This window comes from Pseudomonas sp. v388, assembly GCF_003935425.1.
Taxonomy (GTDB): domain Bacteria; phylum Pseudomonadota; class Gammaproteobacteria; order Pseudomonadales; family Pseudomonadaceae; genus Aquipseudomonas.
The window spans coordinates 211,663-226,567 of sequence record NZ_RHQN01000011.1 but is presented as its reverse complement, the minus strand read 5'-3'; the positions used below and the strand labels follow the sequence as shown (position 1 = coordinate 226,567).

The 14,905-nt window shown below is 61.4% G+C and carries 8 protein-coding genes and 1 pseudogene; 5 read left to right on the top strand and 4 right to left on the bottom strand.

Annotated features, from left to right (window positions below; translation table 11 throughout):
- The first annotated feature begins 218 nt into the window (after positions 1 to 218).
- From recC to EGJ27_RS23440, 4 genes are all read left to right on the top strand, one after another.
- A complete protein-coding gene (recC, locus tag EGJ27_RS23455) occupies positions 219 to 3,695 on the top strand; it encodes an exodeoxyribonuclease V subunit gamma (protein ID WP_125833120.1) in 3,477 nt (1,158 codons plus the stop codon).
- Positions 3,692 to 7,384 (top strand): exodeoxyribonuclease V subunit beta, encoded by a 3,693-nt coding sequence (gene recB, locus EGJ27_RS23450; RefSeq protein WP_125833119.1) that lies wholly within the window; start codon positions 3,692 to 3,694, stop codon positions 7,382 to 7,384. Before recC ends, recB begins: the two co-directional genes overlap by 4 nt.
- Positions 7,381 to 9,474 (top strand): exodeoxyribonuclease V subunit alpha, encoded by a 2,094-nt coding sequence (gene recD, locus EGJ27_RS23445; RefSeq protein WP_125833118.1) that lies wholly within the window; start codon positions 7,381 to 7,383, stop codon positions 9,472 to 9,474. The genes recB and recD overlap by 4 nt, the downstream gene beginning before the upstream one ends.
- Before the next feature lie 121 nt (positions 9,475 to 9,595).
- On the top strand, positions 9,596 to 9,865 hold the full coding sequence (locus tag EGJ27_RS23440; protein ID WP_125833128.1) for a PepSY domain-containing protein: 270 nt from the start codon (positions 9,596 to 9,598) through the stop codon (positions 9,863 to 9,865).
- A gap of 31 nt (positions 9,866 to 9,896) precedes the next feature.
- On the opposite strand, the pseudogene EGJ27_RS23435 reads toward EGJ27_RS23440, so the two are convergent.
- The 4 genes and pseudogenes from EGJ27_RS23435 to EGJ27_RS23420 form a co-directional block, all read right to left on the bottom strand.
- Positions 9,897 to 10,001, bottom strand: a pseudogene (locus EGJ27_RS23435) (LysR family transcriptional regulator); the annotation flags it as partial.
- Positions 10,002 to 10,334: 333 nt separating this feature from the next.
- On the bottom strand, positions 10,335 to 10,745 hold the full coding sequence (locus tag EGJ27_RS23430) for a hypothetical protein (protein WP_125833117.1): 411 nt from the start codon (positions 10,743 to 10,745) through the stop codon (positions 10,335 to 10,337).
- Positions 10,726 to 11,889, bottom strand: a complete 1,164-nt coding sequence (locus EGJ27_RS23425; RefSeq protein WP_125833116.1) for a polymorphic toxin type 44 domain-containing protein — start codon at positions 11,887 to 11,889, stop codon at positions 10,726 to 10,728. Before EGJ27_RS23425 ends, EGJ27_RS23430 begins: the two co-directional genes overlap by 20 nt.
- Positions 11,890 to 12,262: 373 nt before the next feature.
- Positions 12,263 to 13,210, bottom strand: coding sequence for a LysR family transcriptional regulator (locus tag EGJ27_RS23420; protein WP_125833115.1), 948 nt, complete (start codon positions 13,208 to 13,210; stop codon positions 12,263 to 12,265).
- Between the two features lie 161 nt (positions 13,211 to 13,371).
- Between EGJ27_RS23420 and EGJ27_RS23415 the strand changes: the two genes are divergently transcribed.
- Complete coding sequence (locus EGJ27_RS23415) at positions 13,372 to 14,898, top strand: CoA-acylating methylmalonate-semialdehyde dehydrogenase (RefSeq protein WP_125833114.1); 1,527 nt, start codon at positions 13,372 to 13,374, stop codon at positions 14,896 to 14,898.
- The last annotated feature ends 7 nt before the right edge of the window (positions 14,899 to 14,905 follow it).

Below are 14,905 nucleotides of genomic sequence, written 5' to 3'. Positions count from 1 at the left end.
TGTGAGAGTAGGTCATCGTCAAGATTCATTCCGAAACCCCTGATTGCGCATGCAGTCAGGGGTTTTGTCTTTTCCGGTTCCGGGTTTCAAGCATCACGTAGAGCGCCTATAGAGCGGCCCGCTCCTACAGGGTCAGCTACCAATTGCATCTGGCAATCGTGCACGCTTGCCCTTAAGGTTCGGGATTGGGAATTACTCCTCCGCTCCAGGATGCACGCATGTCTGATACAACCTCTCTAAGCGCCGGTTTCATGGTGGTTCACGGCAACCGTCTGGATGAATTGCGCAGCCTGGTTGTGTCGTGGATGCGCCTCTATCCCCTGGCGCCGTTGGAGAACGAGATCGCTCTGGTACAGAGCAACGGTATTGCCCAGTGGTTGAAACTGGCTCTGGCCGAAGATGCCTCCGAGGACGACTTGGGGGGCTGCGGGATTGCTGCGGCTATCGACGTTCAGTTGCCGGGCAGTTTCATGTGGCAGCTCTATCGAATAGTGCTTGGCCGCGATCAGATCCCTGCCACCTCCCTGTTGGACAAAGCGCCGCTGACGTGGCGTCTGATGCGATTGCTGCCTGAACTTATCGACCAGCCCCACTTCGAGCCGCTGCAGCGCTTTCTCACTGCCGACACCGACTTACGCAAGCGTTACCAGCTGTCGGAACGCCTGGCTGACCTGTTCGACCAATATCAGGTCTACCGCGCCGACTGGCTGGAAGACTGGGCGGCAGGGCGCCATCAATTGCGCAACGTCCGAGGCGAAGCCAAGCCGCTGACTCCCGCCAACTGCTGGCAGGCCGAGCTCTGGCGGGCATTGCTGCACGATGTCGGGCAGGAAGGGATGGCCCAGAGTCGTGCCGGCGTGCATCAACGCTTCATAGAGCGCATCGGCAACCTGACCGAAGCACCACCCGGCTTGCCGGCGCGGGTCATTGTGTTCGGTATCTCATCGTTGCCCGCGCAGGCATTGGAAGCGCTGGCCGGCCTGGCCAGGTTCAGTCAGGTGCTGCTATGTGTCCACAATCCGTGTCGGCACCACTGGGCCGATATCGTCGCCGACAAGGATCTGCTGCGCCATCAATACAAACGCCAGGCGCGCAAGGCTAGTATGCCCGTCATCCTCGATCCCGAAGCGCTGCACCAGCATGCACATCCGTTGCTTGCCGCCTGGGGCAAGCAGGGCCGGGACTATATCAACCTGCTCGACAGTCACGATGATCCGCGCAGTTATCGCTCTTCCTTCAAGGACGAACGCATCGACCTGTTCAGTGAAAGCGAGCCGCGTAACCTGTTGAACCAGCTTCAGGACGACATTCTCGAATTGCGTCCCTTGAACGAGACCCGCGAGATGTGGCCGCCCGTCGACCGCCTGGCCGATCGCTCTATCCGCTTCCAGGTCGCCCATAGCGCGCAGCGTGAGGTGGAAATTCTCCATGACCAGCTGCTCGCACGGTTCAGCAGGGACCGCAACCTGCGACCTCGGGATGTGATCGTCATGGTTCCGGACATCGACAGCTACGCGCCGCACATTCGCGCCGTGTTCGGGCAATTGGAGCGCGATGATCCGCGCTTCATTCCGTTCACGCTTGCCGACCAGGGCCAACGCGGCCGCGAACCCCTGCTGATTGCCGTCGAACACCTGCTGAAACTGCCGGACAGCCGCTTCCCGGTCAGTGAAATCCTTGACCTGCTGGACGTCCCCGCGCTGCGCGCACGCTTCAGGATTCAGGAGCGTGATCTGGCGACACTGCACCGCTGGATCGAAGGCGCCGGCATCCGCTGGGGGTTGAACGCGCAACAACGCCAGGGTCTTGGCCTGCCGGAAAGTCTTGAGCAAAACACTTGGCATTTCGGCCTGCGGCGCATGCTGCTTGGCTATGCCGTGGGAGCCGGAAACGCCTACGATGGCATCGAACCCTACGACGAAATCGGCGGCCTCGACGCGGCGCTGATCGGGCCATTGGTGGCCTTGGTCGATGCCCTGGAAGTCGCGCACCGCGAGCTGTCGCAACCAGCCACGCCGGCTGTCTGGGGCACGCGTCTGCAAGCGCTGCTACAAGTGTTCTTCCTGGCTGACAGCGAGCACGACGACTACCTGCTCGCCCAGCTCGAGACCTTGCGGGAAACCTGGCTGGAGACCTGCGAAACCGTAGGTCTGCTGGACCAATTGCCGCTGACGGTGGTCCGCGAAGCCTGGCTGGCCGGGCTCGATCAGGGACGCCTGTCGCAGCGGTTCCTGGCCGGTTCGGTGAATTTCTGCACCCTGATGCCAATGCGCGCCATCCCCTTCAAGATCGTCTGCCTGCTTGGCATGAACGACGGTGATTACCCACGCGCCCAGCCGCCTCTGGACTTCGACCTGATGGGCAGCGATTACCGTCCCGGCGATCGCTCGCGCCGTGAAGACGACCGTTACCTGTTGCTCGAAGCGCTGCTCTCGGCGCGCGACCAGCTGTACATCAGTTGGGTTGGCCGCAGCATTCGCGACAACAGCGACCGCCCCGCGTCGGTGCTCATCGGCCAGTTGCGTGATCACCTCGCCGCAGGCTGGACGCTGGCCGGAGAGCCCGAGCCGGGCAGCAGGCAGGATGCCGGTGAACGCTTGCTCGACGCCCTAACCGTGCATCATCCATTGCAGCCGTTCAGTGCCAGCTATTTCCATGCCGGCAGTGGTTTTTTCAGTTTCGCCCGCGAATGGCGATTGCTCCATGAAACCGACACCGATCCGGCCGCTCACCCGGTTCTGGCGCCTCACGAACAGGACGAGCCGCTGACCATTGCCCAGTTGCAGGATTTTCTGCGCAACCCGGTCAAGCACTTCTTCAGCCAGCGCCTGAAAATTCACTTCGAGGTGGCCCAGGCACCGTTGGCGGACGAAGAGCCTTTTGTGCTCGATGCCTTGCAGCGCTACGGTTTGAGCGAAAGCCTGCTCACCGCTGCGCTCGCCGGTCCTGACGAGATTGACCGCGTGTTGCAGGGGCACGCACTCAAACTGCAGGGCAGCGGACTGCTGCCCATGGCCGGGTTCGGCGCCCTTTTGCAGGAAGAACTGATCGAGCCGCTGCCGGACGTGCTCAAGCGCTATCAAGAGCTGCTGGCCCTGTGGCCGGAGCCCTTGAACAGTGCATTGCCGGTCAGTTTTACCCACAACGGCGTCGGGCTCGACGGTTGGCTCGGTGGGCTGCATCGCAATGGCCGCGGCGAACTGCTGATCGTCAGCGTCATTCCCAACGGCATCGGCTCGAAGAAAACCCGCAAATGGCATCGCTTGATTCGCCCTTGGGTCACCCACCTGATCGCCTGCGCCTGTGGGTTGCCACTGAGCACGGCACTAGTCGCCAGCGACGAAACCTTGCTGCTTGCCCCGCTGGAAACCCAGGCCGCCGCGACCATGCTGGGTGATTTGCTGACCGCCTGGCAATGCGGCATGCGTCAGCCGTTGCCCGTGGCGACGAAGACTGCTTTCGCCTGGCTCGCCCAACCGGCTGACAAGGCCGAAGCCGCTGCGCGCAAAGCCTACGAAGGTGACGGCCAGACCACCGACGGTGAACGCCGGGAAAGTGCGGCGCTTGGCCGCCAGTTCGCAGATTTCAATGCCCTGATGGACAGCGAAGAGTTCGCTGGCTGGTGCGAAGCCTTGTACAAACCGATCTACGACGCAGCCTGGCAGTCATTGTCCGGCGGGGAGACCCGCTCATGAGCAAGCAAAGCCTTCCTCTGGCACTGCGCTTTCCGTTGCGCGGCAGCCAATTGATCGAGGCCAGCGCCGGTACGGGCAAGACCTTCACCATTTCCGCGCTCTACCTGCGGCTGGTGCTCGGCCATGGCGACCAGGGCTCGGGTTTCGGTCGAGAGCTGTTGCCGCCCCAGATTCTGGTGGTGACCTTCACCGACGCGGCAACCAAGGAACTGCGTGACCGCATCCGAACCCGTCTGGCCGAAGCGGCGCGTTTCTTCCGCGATGAGATTCCGTCACCCGATGCTCTGATCGAACAACTGCGCGGGCAGTTCAGCGCCGACCTCTGGCCCGGCTGCGCCAATCGCCTGGATGTCGCCGCGCAGTGGATGGACGAAGCGGCGGTCTCGACCATCCACAGCTGGTGTCAGCGGATGCTGCGCGAACACGCCTTCGACAGCGGCAGCCTGTTTACCCAGACCCTGGAAACCGATCACAGCGAGCTGCTTGGCGAAGTGCTGCGCGACTACTGGCGCCGCTTCTGCTACCCCATGAATGGTGATGCGCTGAAGTGGGTGCGCGATAACTGGAGTGGCCCGGCCGCGTTGTTGCCGCGAGTGCGTGGTCTGTTCGGACGCGAGCGCGCCCCGCAGACCCAGGAACCGGCCGAGTTGATTGCCGCCTCGTTGCTGGACCGACGCGAAACGCTCAAGACCCTCAAGGCGCCGTGGGCGGACTGGTCCACTGAACTGCTCGCCCTCTGCCAGGACGGTGTTACCCGCAAGATCGTCGACGGCCGCAAGATGCAGGAGCGTTACTTTCGGCCATGGTTCGAGAAACTCTCGGCCTGGGCGGCGGATGAAGCCGTCGAAGCGTTGGACCTGGGCACCGGTTTCACCCGCCTGACCCCCGACGGCATCGCTGAAGCCTGGAAGAGCAATGCGCCGTCGCACCCGGCTTTCGAAGCCATGCTGGAACTCAAGGCAGCGCTGGACGGCCTGCCGAAACCCGACGCCGCCGTCCTGCAACACGCGGCGCAGTGGGTCAGTGCGCGTTTCGAAGAAGAAAAACGCCGCCGTGCGGAAATGGGTTTTGACGACATGCTGCTGCGGCTCGATGCCGCGCTCCAGGGTGCCGGCGGTGAGCGACTGGCCGACCTGATCCGCGAGCAGTTTCCAGTGGCGCTGATCGACGAATTTCAGGATACCGACCCGGTCCAGTACCGGATTTTCGAACGCATCTACCGCCTTGAGGAGAATGACCAGCACACCGGCCTGTTCCTCATCGGTGACCCCAAGCAGGCGATCTACGCCTTTCGCGGCGCGGACATCTACACCTACCTGCGGGCCCGGTCTGCGACTACCGGCCGTTGGCACACGCTGGATACCAACTACCGCTCCAGCCATGCGATGGTCGAGTCGGTCAATCAGGTCTTCGAGCGCGCCGAGCGGCGACCCGAGGGACGAGGTGCGTTCCTGTTTCGCGGCGCGGACCACAACCCTGTGCCGTTCGGCAATGCCCTGGCCCAAGGCCGCAGGGAACGCTTTGAACAGGACGGTCAACCGCTTGCGGCACTGACGTTGTGGCACTTGCAGACCGAGCAGCCGGCGTCGGGTGTCACCTATCGACAGCAGTTGGCCGCCAGTTGCGCCAGCGAGATCACCCGTCTGCTCAATGCCGGTCAGCAGGGACGGGCGGGTTTCGCAGCGCCTGATCAGCCACTGCGCGGCGTCTTGCCCGCCGATATCGCGATCCTGGTCCGCGACGGCAAGGAAGCCCAGGCGGTCCGCAATGAATTGTCGGTCCGGGGAGTGCGCAGCGTGTACCTGTCGGACAAGGACTCGGTGTTCGCCGCTCAGGAAGCGCAGGACGTGCTGGCCTGGCTCAAGGCCTGCGCCGATCCGGATGCCGAGCGGATCCTGCGCGCCGCGCTGGCCTGCATCACATTGAACCTGCCACTGGCTGAACTGGAACGTCTGAATCAGGACGAACTGGCCTGGGAGCAGCGCGTGATGCAGTTCCGTGGCTATCGCAGCATCTGGCGCAGCCAAGGGGTGTTGCCGATGCTGCGCCGTTTGCTGCACGACTTCGCGTTACCGCAAACGCTGATCAACCGGCCGGACGGCGAACGTGTCCTGACCAACCTGCTGCATCTTTCCGAACTGCTGCAACAGGCCGCCGCCGAACTGGATGGCGAGCAGGCGCTGATTCGCCACTTGGGCGAGCATCTGGCGCTGGCCGGGCAGGCCGGGGAAGAGCAGATCTTGCGGCTGGAAAGTGATGAGCAACTGGTCAAGGTCGTGACGATTCATAAATCCAAGGGCCTGCAATACCCGTTGGTGTTCCTGCCTTTCATCTGCTCTTGCAAACCGGTGGACGGCAGCCGCTTGCCACTGGTCTATCACGACGACGATGACCGGGTGCAGATCAGTCTGCAGCCGACCGAAGACCTGATCCGGCGCGCCGACGATGAGCGTCTGGCCGAAGATCTGCGCTTGTTGTACGTCGCGCTGACCCGATCCGAACATGCCTGCTGGCTGGGCATCGCCGACCTCAAGCGCGGCAACGCCAACAGCTCGATGCTGCATCGCTCGGCACTGGGCTATCTGCTGGGCGGTGGTGCACCGCTCGCTGAGTCGGTCGACCTGAGTATCTGGCTCAATGAGCTGGCGAACAGCTGCGCCGACATTGCGCTGGAGCTGCTGCCTGAACCGACTCCGCTGACCTTCAGCCCACCGCGCAATGAAGCGTCGCTGCTCAAGCCGCTGGAGCCCAAGCGCCGGGCAGCGGAAAACTGGTGGATCGCGTCTTACAGTGCATTGCGGATTGGCGACGTCATTACCGCAGGCGCCGACCAGTCTCCCGACAGCCCGCAGGCGCAGAAGCTGTTCGACGACGAACGCCTGGACCCCGAAGCGCCCCGCGACGTGGCGGCCGGCGGCAGCGATATCCACCGCTTCCCGCGCGGCCCGAACCCCGGCACCTTTTTGCATGGACTGCTGGAATGGGCAGGCAACGAGGGCTTCGCCGGTGCTGCGCGTCAGCCGGAGTTGTTGAAGGATGCCGTCGCGCGGCGTTGCAACCGACGTGGCTGGGAAGGCTGGATCGAGACCCTCGCCGGCTGGCTGGAACACCTGCTCGGCATGCCTTTGCGCCTGGGTGATGACGCAGAGCCGGTTGCCCTGGGCGAGCTGGATCGGCCGAATCAGTACCGGGTCGAAATGGAGTTCTGGTTCGCCAGTCATCAGGTGGATGTCGCCCGTCTGGACGCGCTGGTACGACGCTATACCCACCACAATGCACCGCGAGCCGCGATCGAATCCATGTCGCTCAATGGCATGTTCAAGGGCTTCATCGACCTGACGTTCGAGCATCAAGGGCGTTATTACGTAGCCGACTACAAGTCCAACTGGCTGGGCCTCGACGACGCGGCCTATACCGAGGCCGCAATGGAAGCGGCGATCCTCGACAACCGCTATGACCTGCAATACGTGTTGTACCTGCTGGCTCTGCATCGCCAGCTCAAGGCGCGCCTGGCCGACTACGACTATGACCGGCACATGGGCGGCGCGGTCTATCTGTTCCTGCGCGGTAGCCGCGCGGCGAGCCAGGGCGCGTACTTCACCCGGCCGCCACGCCAGCTGATCGAGGCGCTGGATCTGCTGTTCCAGGGCAAACCCGTTGCAACCCAACCTCCTGGAGCATTTGCATGAGCCGCTCGTTTTCCGAATTGTTGACCGTGGCGCCGGCTGACGACAGCCTTGCAGAGCTGAGCCCGCTGACGCGGCTCGACGACTTGCTGCTGTTGCTTGAACGCTGGGTCGAGCGTGGCTGGTTGCGGGCGCTGGACCGTGCCTTCGTCGCGTTTCTCCGCGAGCTGGACCCGCAGGCTGATCCGCTGGTGCTGGTGGCCGCAGCGCTGACCAGTCATCAACTGGGCCACGGTCATGTCTGCCTCGATCTGTACGAGACGTTGAAAGAACCCGACTTCGCCTTGTCGTTGCCGCCCGAGGGCGATCTGCAAAGCACGCCGATGCTGCTGCCCTCCCAAGTGCTTGCGACTGTGGATGGCGCGGCGTGGTGCCGGGCACTGGCCGGCAGCGTGCTGGTAGCCGAGGGTGCCGATTCAGGTCTTGAGGCCATGCGCAAACCGCTGGTTCTGGCGGACCGACGTCTGTACCTGCGCCGCTACTGGACCTACGAACGGCGCATCGCCGCCGCGCTGCGTCAGCGTCTGGCTCAAGAAGAGCCGACCCCCGAGGATCTGCCGCAACGCCTGAACGCCTTGTTCGGAACGGCCAATTGCGCGCCGGACGCGGTCATCGACTGGCAGAAACTGGCCTGTGCGCTGGCCACACGACGCGCATTCAGCATCATCACCGGCGGGCCGGGCACCGGCAAGACCACTACGGTCGTGCGTTTGCTGGCCTTGCTTCAGGCGCCGGCGGTCCAAAGCGGCCAACCGTTGCGCATCCGCCTCGCCGCGCCCACCGGCAAGGCCGCGGCACGGCTGACCGAATCCATCAGCCAGCAAGTCCAGAGCCTGGACGTCGACGACGCGGTCCGGCAAAAGATCCCCAGCGAAGTCACCACGGTGCACCGTCTGCTCGGCAGCCGGCCGGGCACTCGTCATTTCCGTCACCACGGCGGCAACCCGCTGCCACTAGATGTATTGGTGGTCGACGAAGCCTCGATGATCGATCTGGAAATGATGGCCAATCTGCTGGACGCTCTGCCGCCGCATGCTCGCATGGTGCTGTTGGGTGACAAGGATCAGCTGGCCTCGGTGGAAGCGGGCGCGGTGTTGGGCGACCTGTGTCGTGACGCCGAAAGCGGTTATTACAGCCCGCAGACGCAGGCCTGGCTACAGGCCGTCAGCGGTGAAGACCTGAGCAACAGCTCGCTGCTGCCCGGCGACGCGCAGACTCATCCGCTGGCCCAGCAGGTGGTGATGCTGCGCCACTCGCGGCGCTTCGGGCAGGGCAGCGGCATCGGCCAACTGTCGCGGCTGGTCAACCAGCAGCAGGATCGCGAAGCTCGGGCGTTATTGACCGCCCGCAGCCATTCGGATTTGTTCGCCCTGACACTCAAAGGCGAACAGGACCACAAGTTCGAACGCCTGATGCTCGACGGGCACCGAACGGGTTCTGACGCACCCCAGGGCTACCGCCATTACCTGGGGGTGATGGATCAACAACGCCCGCAGACCGACGCCGCGCTGGACGACGAATGCTGGACTCGCTGGGCGCGCGCCGTTCTGGATGCCTTCGATGCTTTCCAGCTGCTGTGCGCGGTGCGTAAAGGGCCATGGGGTGTGGAGGGCTTGAACCAGCGCATCACTCACGGCCTGTTCAACGCCGGGCTGATCGAAAGTGAGCACCAATGGTACGAAGGCCGACCGGTGCTGATGACCCACAATGATTACGGCCTGGGCCTGATGAACGGCGACATCGGCATCACCCTGCGCCTGCCCGAGCGGGATGACCGGAACAAGCGAGTGCTGCGGGTCGCCTTCCCGCGTAACGACGGCAGCGGCGGGGTGCGTTTCGTCCTGCCCAGTCGTCTCACTGAAGTGGAAACCGTGTACGCCATGACCGTGCACAAATCCCAAGGCTCGGAATTCGCCCATACGGCGCTGATCCTGCCCGAAGCCCTGAACCCGGTGCTGACCAAGGAACTCATCTACACCGGCATTACTCGCGCCAAGCATTGGTTCAGCCTGATCGAGCCACGCCAGGGCGTATTCGAGGAAGCACTGCGGCGCAAGGTCAAGCGCCTGAGCGGATTGATGCTCGAGTTGTAACGCCAGTCCGAAAACCTTGTGGCAGCGGGCCTGGTAACAAAAACCAGCAGTGCGGCAATGAACGACCCGTTGAAGAACGGGTCAATCCTCGGCCACTACCGAGCATCAAGGAAGCCGTATGATGAACGTACTGACCAAGCCTCTGGCTGCACTGGCGCTATTGAGTGCAATGATCAGCTCCACCGCATGGGCCGATCAGCCTGGCGCCGACTGGATCAGCATGCAAAGGACCCAGGAAATCCTCAAGGGCGCGGGTTACGTGCTGGTCACCAGGATCGAGGCCGACGACGGCCACTGGGAAGGCAAGGGCATCAAGGAGGACGGTATGGAGTATGAATTCCGTATGGACCCTCACAGCGGCAAGATCACCCAGGACGAAAAGGACGACTGACCTGCCCGCCAGGCTTTAACGACGTGGTCACTCACTCCGCAAACCGCACCACGCCCGTACTCCCAAGCAAGAACGGCCGGTTCAGCTCGGCCACTTCCCGGATGTAATCCCACAGCAGCGTAATCCGCTTGAGCTTTTCTTTAAGTAAGTCCACTGCCCCCGAGAAAGCTTCCGAGAACTCCCCAGCGTCAACGCGCCTCGTTAAATTACTAAATGTGTCGTTTATTGATTTTGCATCCATGTAATTAGTCTCCGGTAGCCTTGGTTGTCGTTGTAAGAGATAGGGCCCTGCAAGAACGGAAAAACTCAGAAACATCACCTCGGTTAAGTCAGGAAGCGTAGTTCCATCGTTCCGGTGTTGCTGCAAAACTTCAGCTGTTGCCATTTGCGGTGATGTCGCCGTTAGGTTGTCGTCTGCCTCTACTCTGTGACTGTGGTGGGTAACTTGTCGTGGCGCTTGCGGGGCACCTTAGGGGCGGAAAGGATCTGCATCACCCTCACACGCCTTCAAGCGAGCAATAACGTTAGGAGAGGTTTTAGCGATGTCGATGCGACCTGTTCCACTGAGGTAGATGTCCAACGCACCGCCCCATTTTGGCGTGATGTCGATGCACCTCCGAAGCCCCTTATCGGTCCACCAATCGAACATCATAAAGAATTTCTCATTAGGGAAAATATGCCCAGTATCAAATGTGGCTTGCCCCGGAAGCATCCTTTCCTTATGGATATTGTGCTGCGTGTTCCAAATCAGTCGAAGCTCCTCTGTGCCCTCTTTGGAGTAGTGGACACGCACGACAGGGGTCGCCACGTACCAGAAAAGGATTGGGAAAATAATGAGTGTCCCAATAACATATCGGGCCTTAATATTTCTCGCATACATGAATACGGACTCCCTGTCCCCATCCTTCCGGTGTGACTGCAAGCACTGCGTCCATAATTGCCTGAGGCGGGACGCCCCCATGTGGGTAATCGTTGAAGAGTTTGATGCCAATACTAATTGAAATTCGATCAGGGACGTCATCCCAGGCTCTTAGCCCTTCTACCCCTTCTGTGGCATGAGGCCCGCGAAGCCTTTGCTCATCTTTTGCGACAAATATCTGCTCTTCCCACCGTCGGAGTTGATCTGAAACAATTTGCTCGGCTCCAGCACCATCCAGAAGGACGCCTTCGGTGAGTCCGCCAGCCATACCCACATAACCATAGTGGATGTTCGACCAGATATCGTAGAAGTAGTCGTACTTGCCTTGCCTATGGTGATACCTACCAAACTTCGCATGGATCTTTGGCTTGTGGTCCCAAACTCGGTCCTGACCTACTCGTTCAGTCCAAAGAGCCAGCGCAGCTGCGGCATTGGCCGAACCGATAGTTTGAGGGCTGGTCGCACCAATCTGTGCGTACCAAGGTAGCTCAATTTGCTTGCGGGTCTCCTCCGCAACGTTATAGCTGAGCAGTTCCTTCATCTTTAAAACCGAGGAGTCGTGAATATTACGATTCATCTCGTCCGCGATGTAATCCGCCAGCTTCGCCATCATGTTCGGGTGGGTACAACCTTCAGGTCCATCGTTCTCCTCGGGCTTATCCTCAGGCTTCTTACCGGCTGCCTTAGGGTCTACTAAAGCGTTCGCCGCTAAGGCCTTCTCTTTGAGATTCGGGTCGGCCAACAAGGTCGCCATCTTCTCATCGTCCACGGAGCCGTCTGCCCGGAAGGCCCCCAGCGCCATGAAGTTGATAATGGTCGCGCCACCAGCGTCACCCATGACGAAGCCACCCCCGACATCGCCTGAGCCCGTAATGATTGTCCCGCCGTGACTGGTAGGACTCCCTAAGTGGGCCATAGGACGGCCATTCACTTGTATACAAGGGAAACCTGTAATGATGACCGCCCCGCAACCACAGGTATCGCCAACACGAGCAGAGCCCATAAAGTTGATATTTGCGTCGCCACTCGCAGAAGCAATAGGGGTAGTGCCGTGCCCCGGTAATGGGCAGACGTGTTTGTCACCCAGTCGAGCAGAAGAAATCATCGAACATCGTCCTTGCGTTTTTCGTCCATAGACAATAACCAGCCTTCGAGCTGGCGCGTGGCAGGCTACCGGAGTCGCAGAGGACGGTCTGTAGGAAAAGTCCCAATCTCGAACAGTGGGAGCTGCGAAGAATCCCACTGAGCGGAGTCACAATACGGGTGCGTCCGCGCATCCCCCCATGGGTGGGGCGCCTGCGTGGGTCCTTATCGCGTGCCCATACGCGCCTCTGGATGAGGGCTTTCAGCCATACCGTTCGGGTTGCTGCGAGGTGTCACAAGTCCTGTCACAAGTCCTGTCATAACCCCTGTCACAAGTCGTTTCAGTGGCGTGCCAAACCTCGCTACGATAGGTCTCCCTTACGCCTTGCACATGTTCAGTCTGTAAACCGAAGGTCTCGCGTTTCGCCCAGTAATAACGGCCGGTTCAGCTCGGCCACTTCCCGGATGTAATCCCACAGCAGCGTAATCCGCTTGAGCTTGCGCAGGTCTTCGCGGCAGTACATCCAGAACTGCCGGGTGATGTTCACCTCGTCCGCCAGCACCGGCAGCAGGCGTGAATCCTGGGCAGCGAGGAAGCACGGCAGGATGGCCAGCGCCCGACCTTGCAGGGCGGCGGTGTATTGGGCGATCACGCTGGTGCTGCGCAGTTGCGCCTGGGCGGTGGGCAGCAGGTTGCTGAGGTACAGCAGCTCGGAGCTGAACGCCAGGTCGTCGACGTAACTGACAAAAGGATGCGCGCTCAAATCTTCCTTGCGCTCGATGGGCGGATGGCTGTCGAGGTATTCCCGGGTGGCGTACAGGCGCAGGCTGTAGTCGCACAGTTTGCAGCACACGTACGGGCCATGCTCCGGACGCTCCAGGGCAATGACGATATCGGCCTCGCGCTTGGACAGGCTGATGAAGTGCGGCAGCGGCAGGATATCCACCGAAATGGTCGGATAGGCATCCAGGAAATGGCTGAGCTGCGGGGTGATGAAAAAGCTGCCGAAGCCTTCTGTGCAACCCATTCGAATATGCCCGGACAACGCAACACCCGAGCCGGACACCTGTTCGCAGGCCAGATGCAGCGTGCTTTCGATGGATTCGGCGTAGCCCAGCAAGCGCTGGCCCTCGGCGGTCATGATGAAGCCGTTGTTGCGCGATTTCTCGAACAGCAGGGTACCAAGGGCGGTTTCCAGCGAGTTGATGCGTCGCGACACAGTCGTGTAATCCACGGCCAGGCGTTTGGCGGCGCTGCTGACCTTGCGGGTGCGGGCTACTTCGAGGAAAAACTTCAAGTCATCCCAGTTCAGGCCGCCCAGGGATGTGATGTTTTTTTGCATGTTCAACCTGCTTTTATGTGCGTTCTTGTTAGAAGTTTGCACATCTATACTCCATTGCGTGTCCTTGACCAACCCTCTTGAACGACGCCGTCCGCCCTTCAATTGAAGGGTGCGACTAGGTCGTTGCCCCGGCTGGTCTTCACTCACGGAGAACGCTCGACATGAACGCCTCGCAGAACAACAACAATACGGCTGTGGCTCGCGTGAAACTGCTGATCGGCGGTGAAGCAATCGAGTCACAGAGTCATGAATGGCACGACATCATCAACCCGGCGACCCAGCAGGTACTGGCCCAGGTTCCGTTTGCGACCGTCCGGGAAGTCGACGCGGCGGTGAGTGCCGCGCAGCAGGCGTTTGCGGCCTGGCGCGAGACGCCCATCGGCGCTCGTATGCGCATCATGCTCCGGTTTCAGGCGCTGATCCGCGAGCACAGCAAACGCATCGCTGCGGTATTGAGCGCCGAACAGGGCAAAACCCTGGCCGACGCCGAAGGCGACATTTTTCGCGGCCTGGAAGTGGTCGAGCACGCCTGTTCGATCGGCACACTGCAAATGGGCGAGTTCGCCGAGAACGTCGCCAGCGGTGTCGACACCTACACGCTGCGCCAGCCGTTGGGTGTCTGCGCCGGTATCACGCCGTTCAACTTCCCGGCGATGATCCCGTTGTGGATGTTTCCCATGGCCATCACCTGCGGCAACACCTTCGTGCTCAAGCCTTCCGAACAGGACCCGCTGTCGACCATGCTGCTGGTAGAGCTTGCCGTCGAGGCGGGTGTGCCGGCCGGAGTGCTCAACGTGGTGCATGGCGGCAAGGAGGTAGTGGATGCGCTCTGCACCCACAAAGATATCAAGGCGATTTCGTTTGTCGGCTCGACGGCCGTCGGAACCCACGTCTACAACCTTGCCGGCCAGCACGGCAAACGCGTGCAGGCCATGATGGGCGCCAAGAACCATGCGGTGGTGCTGCCCGATGCCCATCGCGAGCAGACGCTCAACGCGCTGGTCGGTGCCGGTTTCGGTGCAGCGGGACAACGCTGCATGGCAACCTCGGTGGTGGTGCTGGTCGGCGCAGCCCGCCAGTGGCTGCCCGATCTCAAGGCGCTGGCGCAGCAGCTCAAGGTCAACGCCGGCCACGAACCGGGGACTGATATCGGCCCGGTGATTTCCCGCAAGGCCCGGCAGCGCATTGTCGAGTTGATCGACAGCGGCGTGGAGGACGGCGCCACCCTGGAACTGGATGGCCGGGATATCTCGGTGCCAGGCTATGAGCAGGGGAATTTCATCGGGCCGACGCTGTTTTCCGGCGTGACCACCGACATGCGCATCTACACCCAGGAAATTTTCGGTCCGGTGCTGCTGGTGCTGGAAGTCGACACCCTCGACCAGGCCATTGCGCTGGTCAACGCCAACCCGTTCGGCAACGGTGTAGGCCTTTTCACCCAGAGCGGTGCGGCGGCGCGCAAGTTTCAAAGCGAGATCGACGTCGGCCAGGTGGGCATCAATATCCCGATTCCCGTGCCGGTGCCGTTCTTCAGCTTTACCGGGTCGCGGGGTTCCAAGCTGGGCGACCTGGGGCCGTATGGCAAGCAGGTCGTGCAGTTCTATACACAGACCAAGACCGTCACCAGCCGCTGGTTCGACGACGAGAGCGTCAACCACGGCGTGAACACCACCATCAACCTGCGTTGATTCCGGG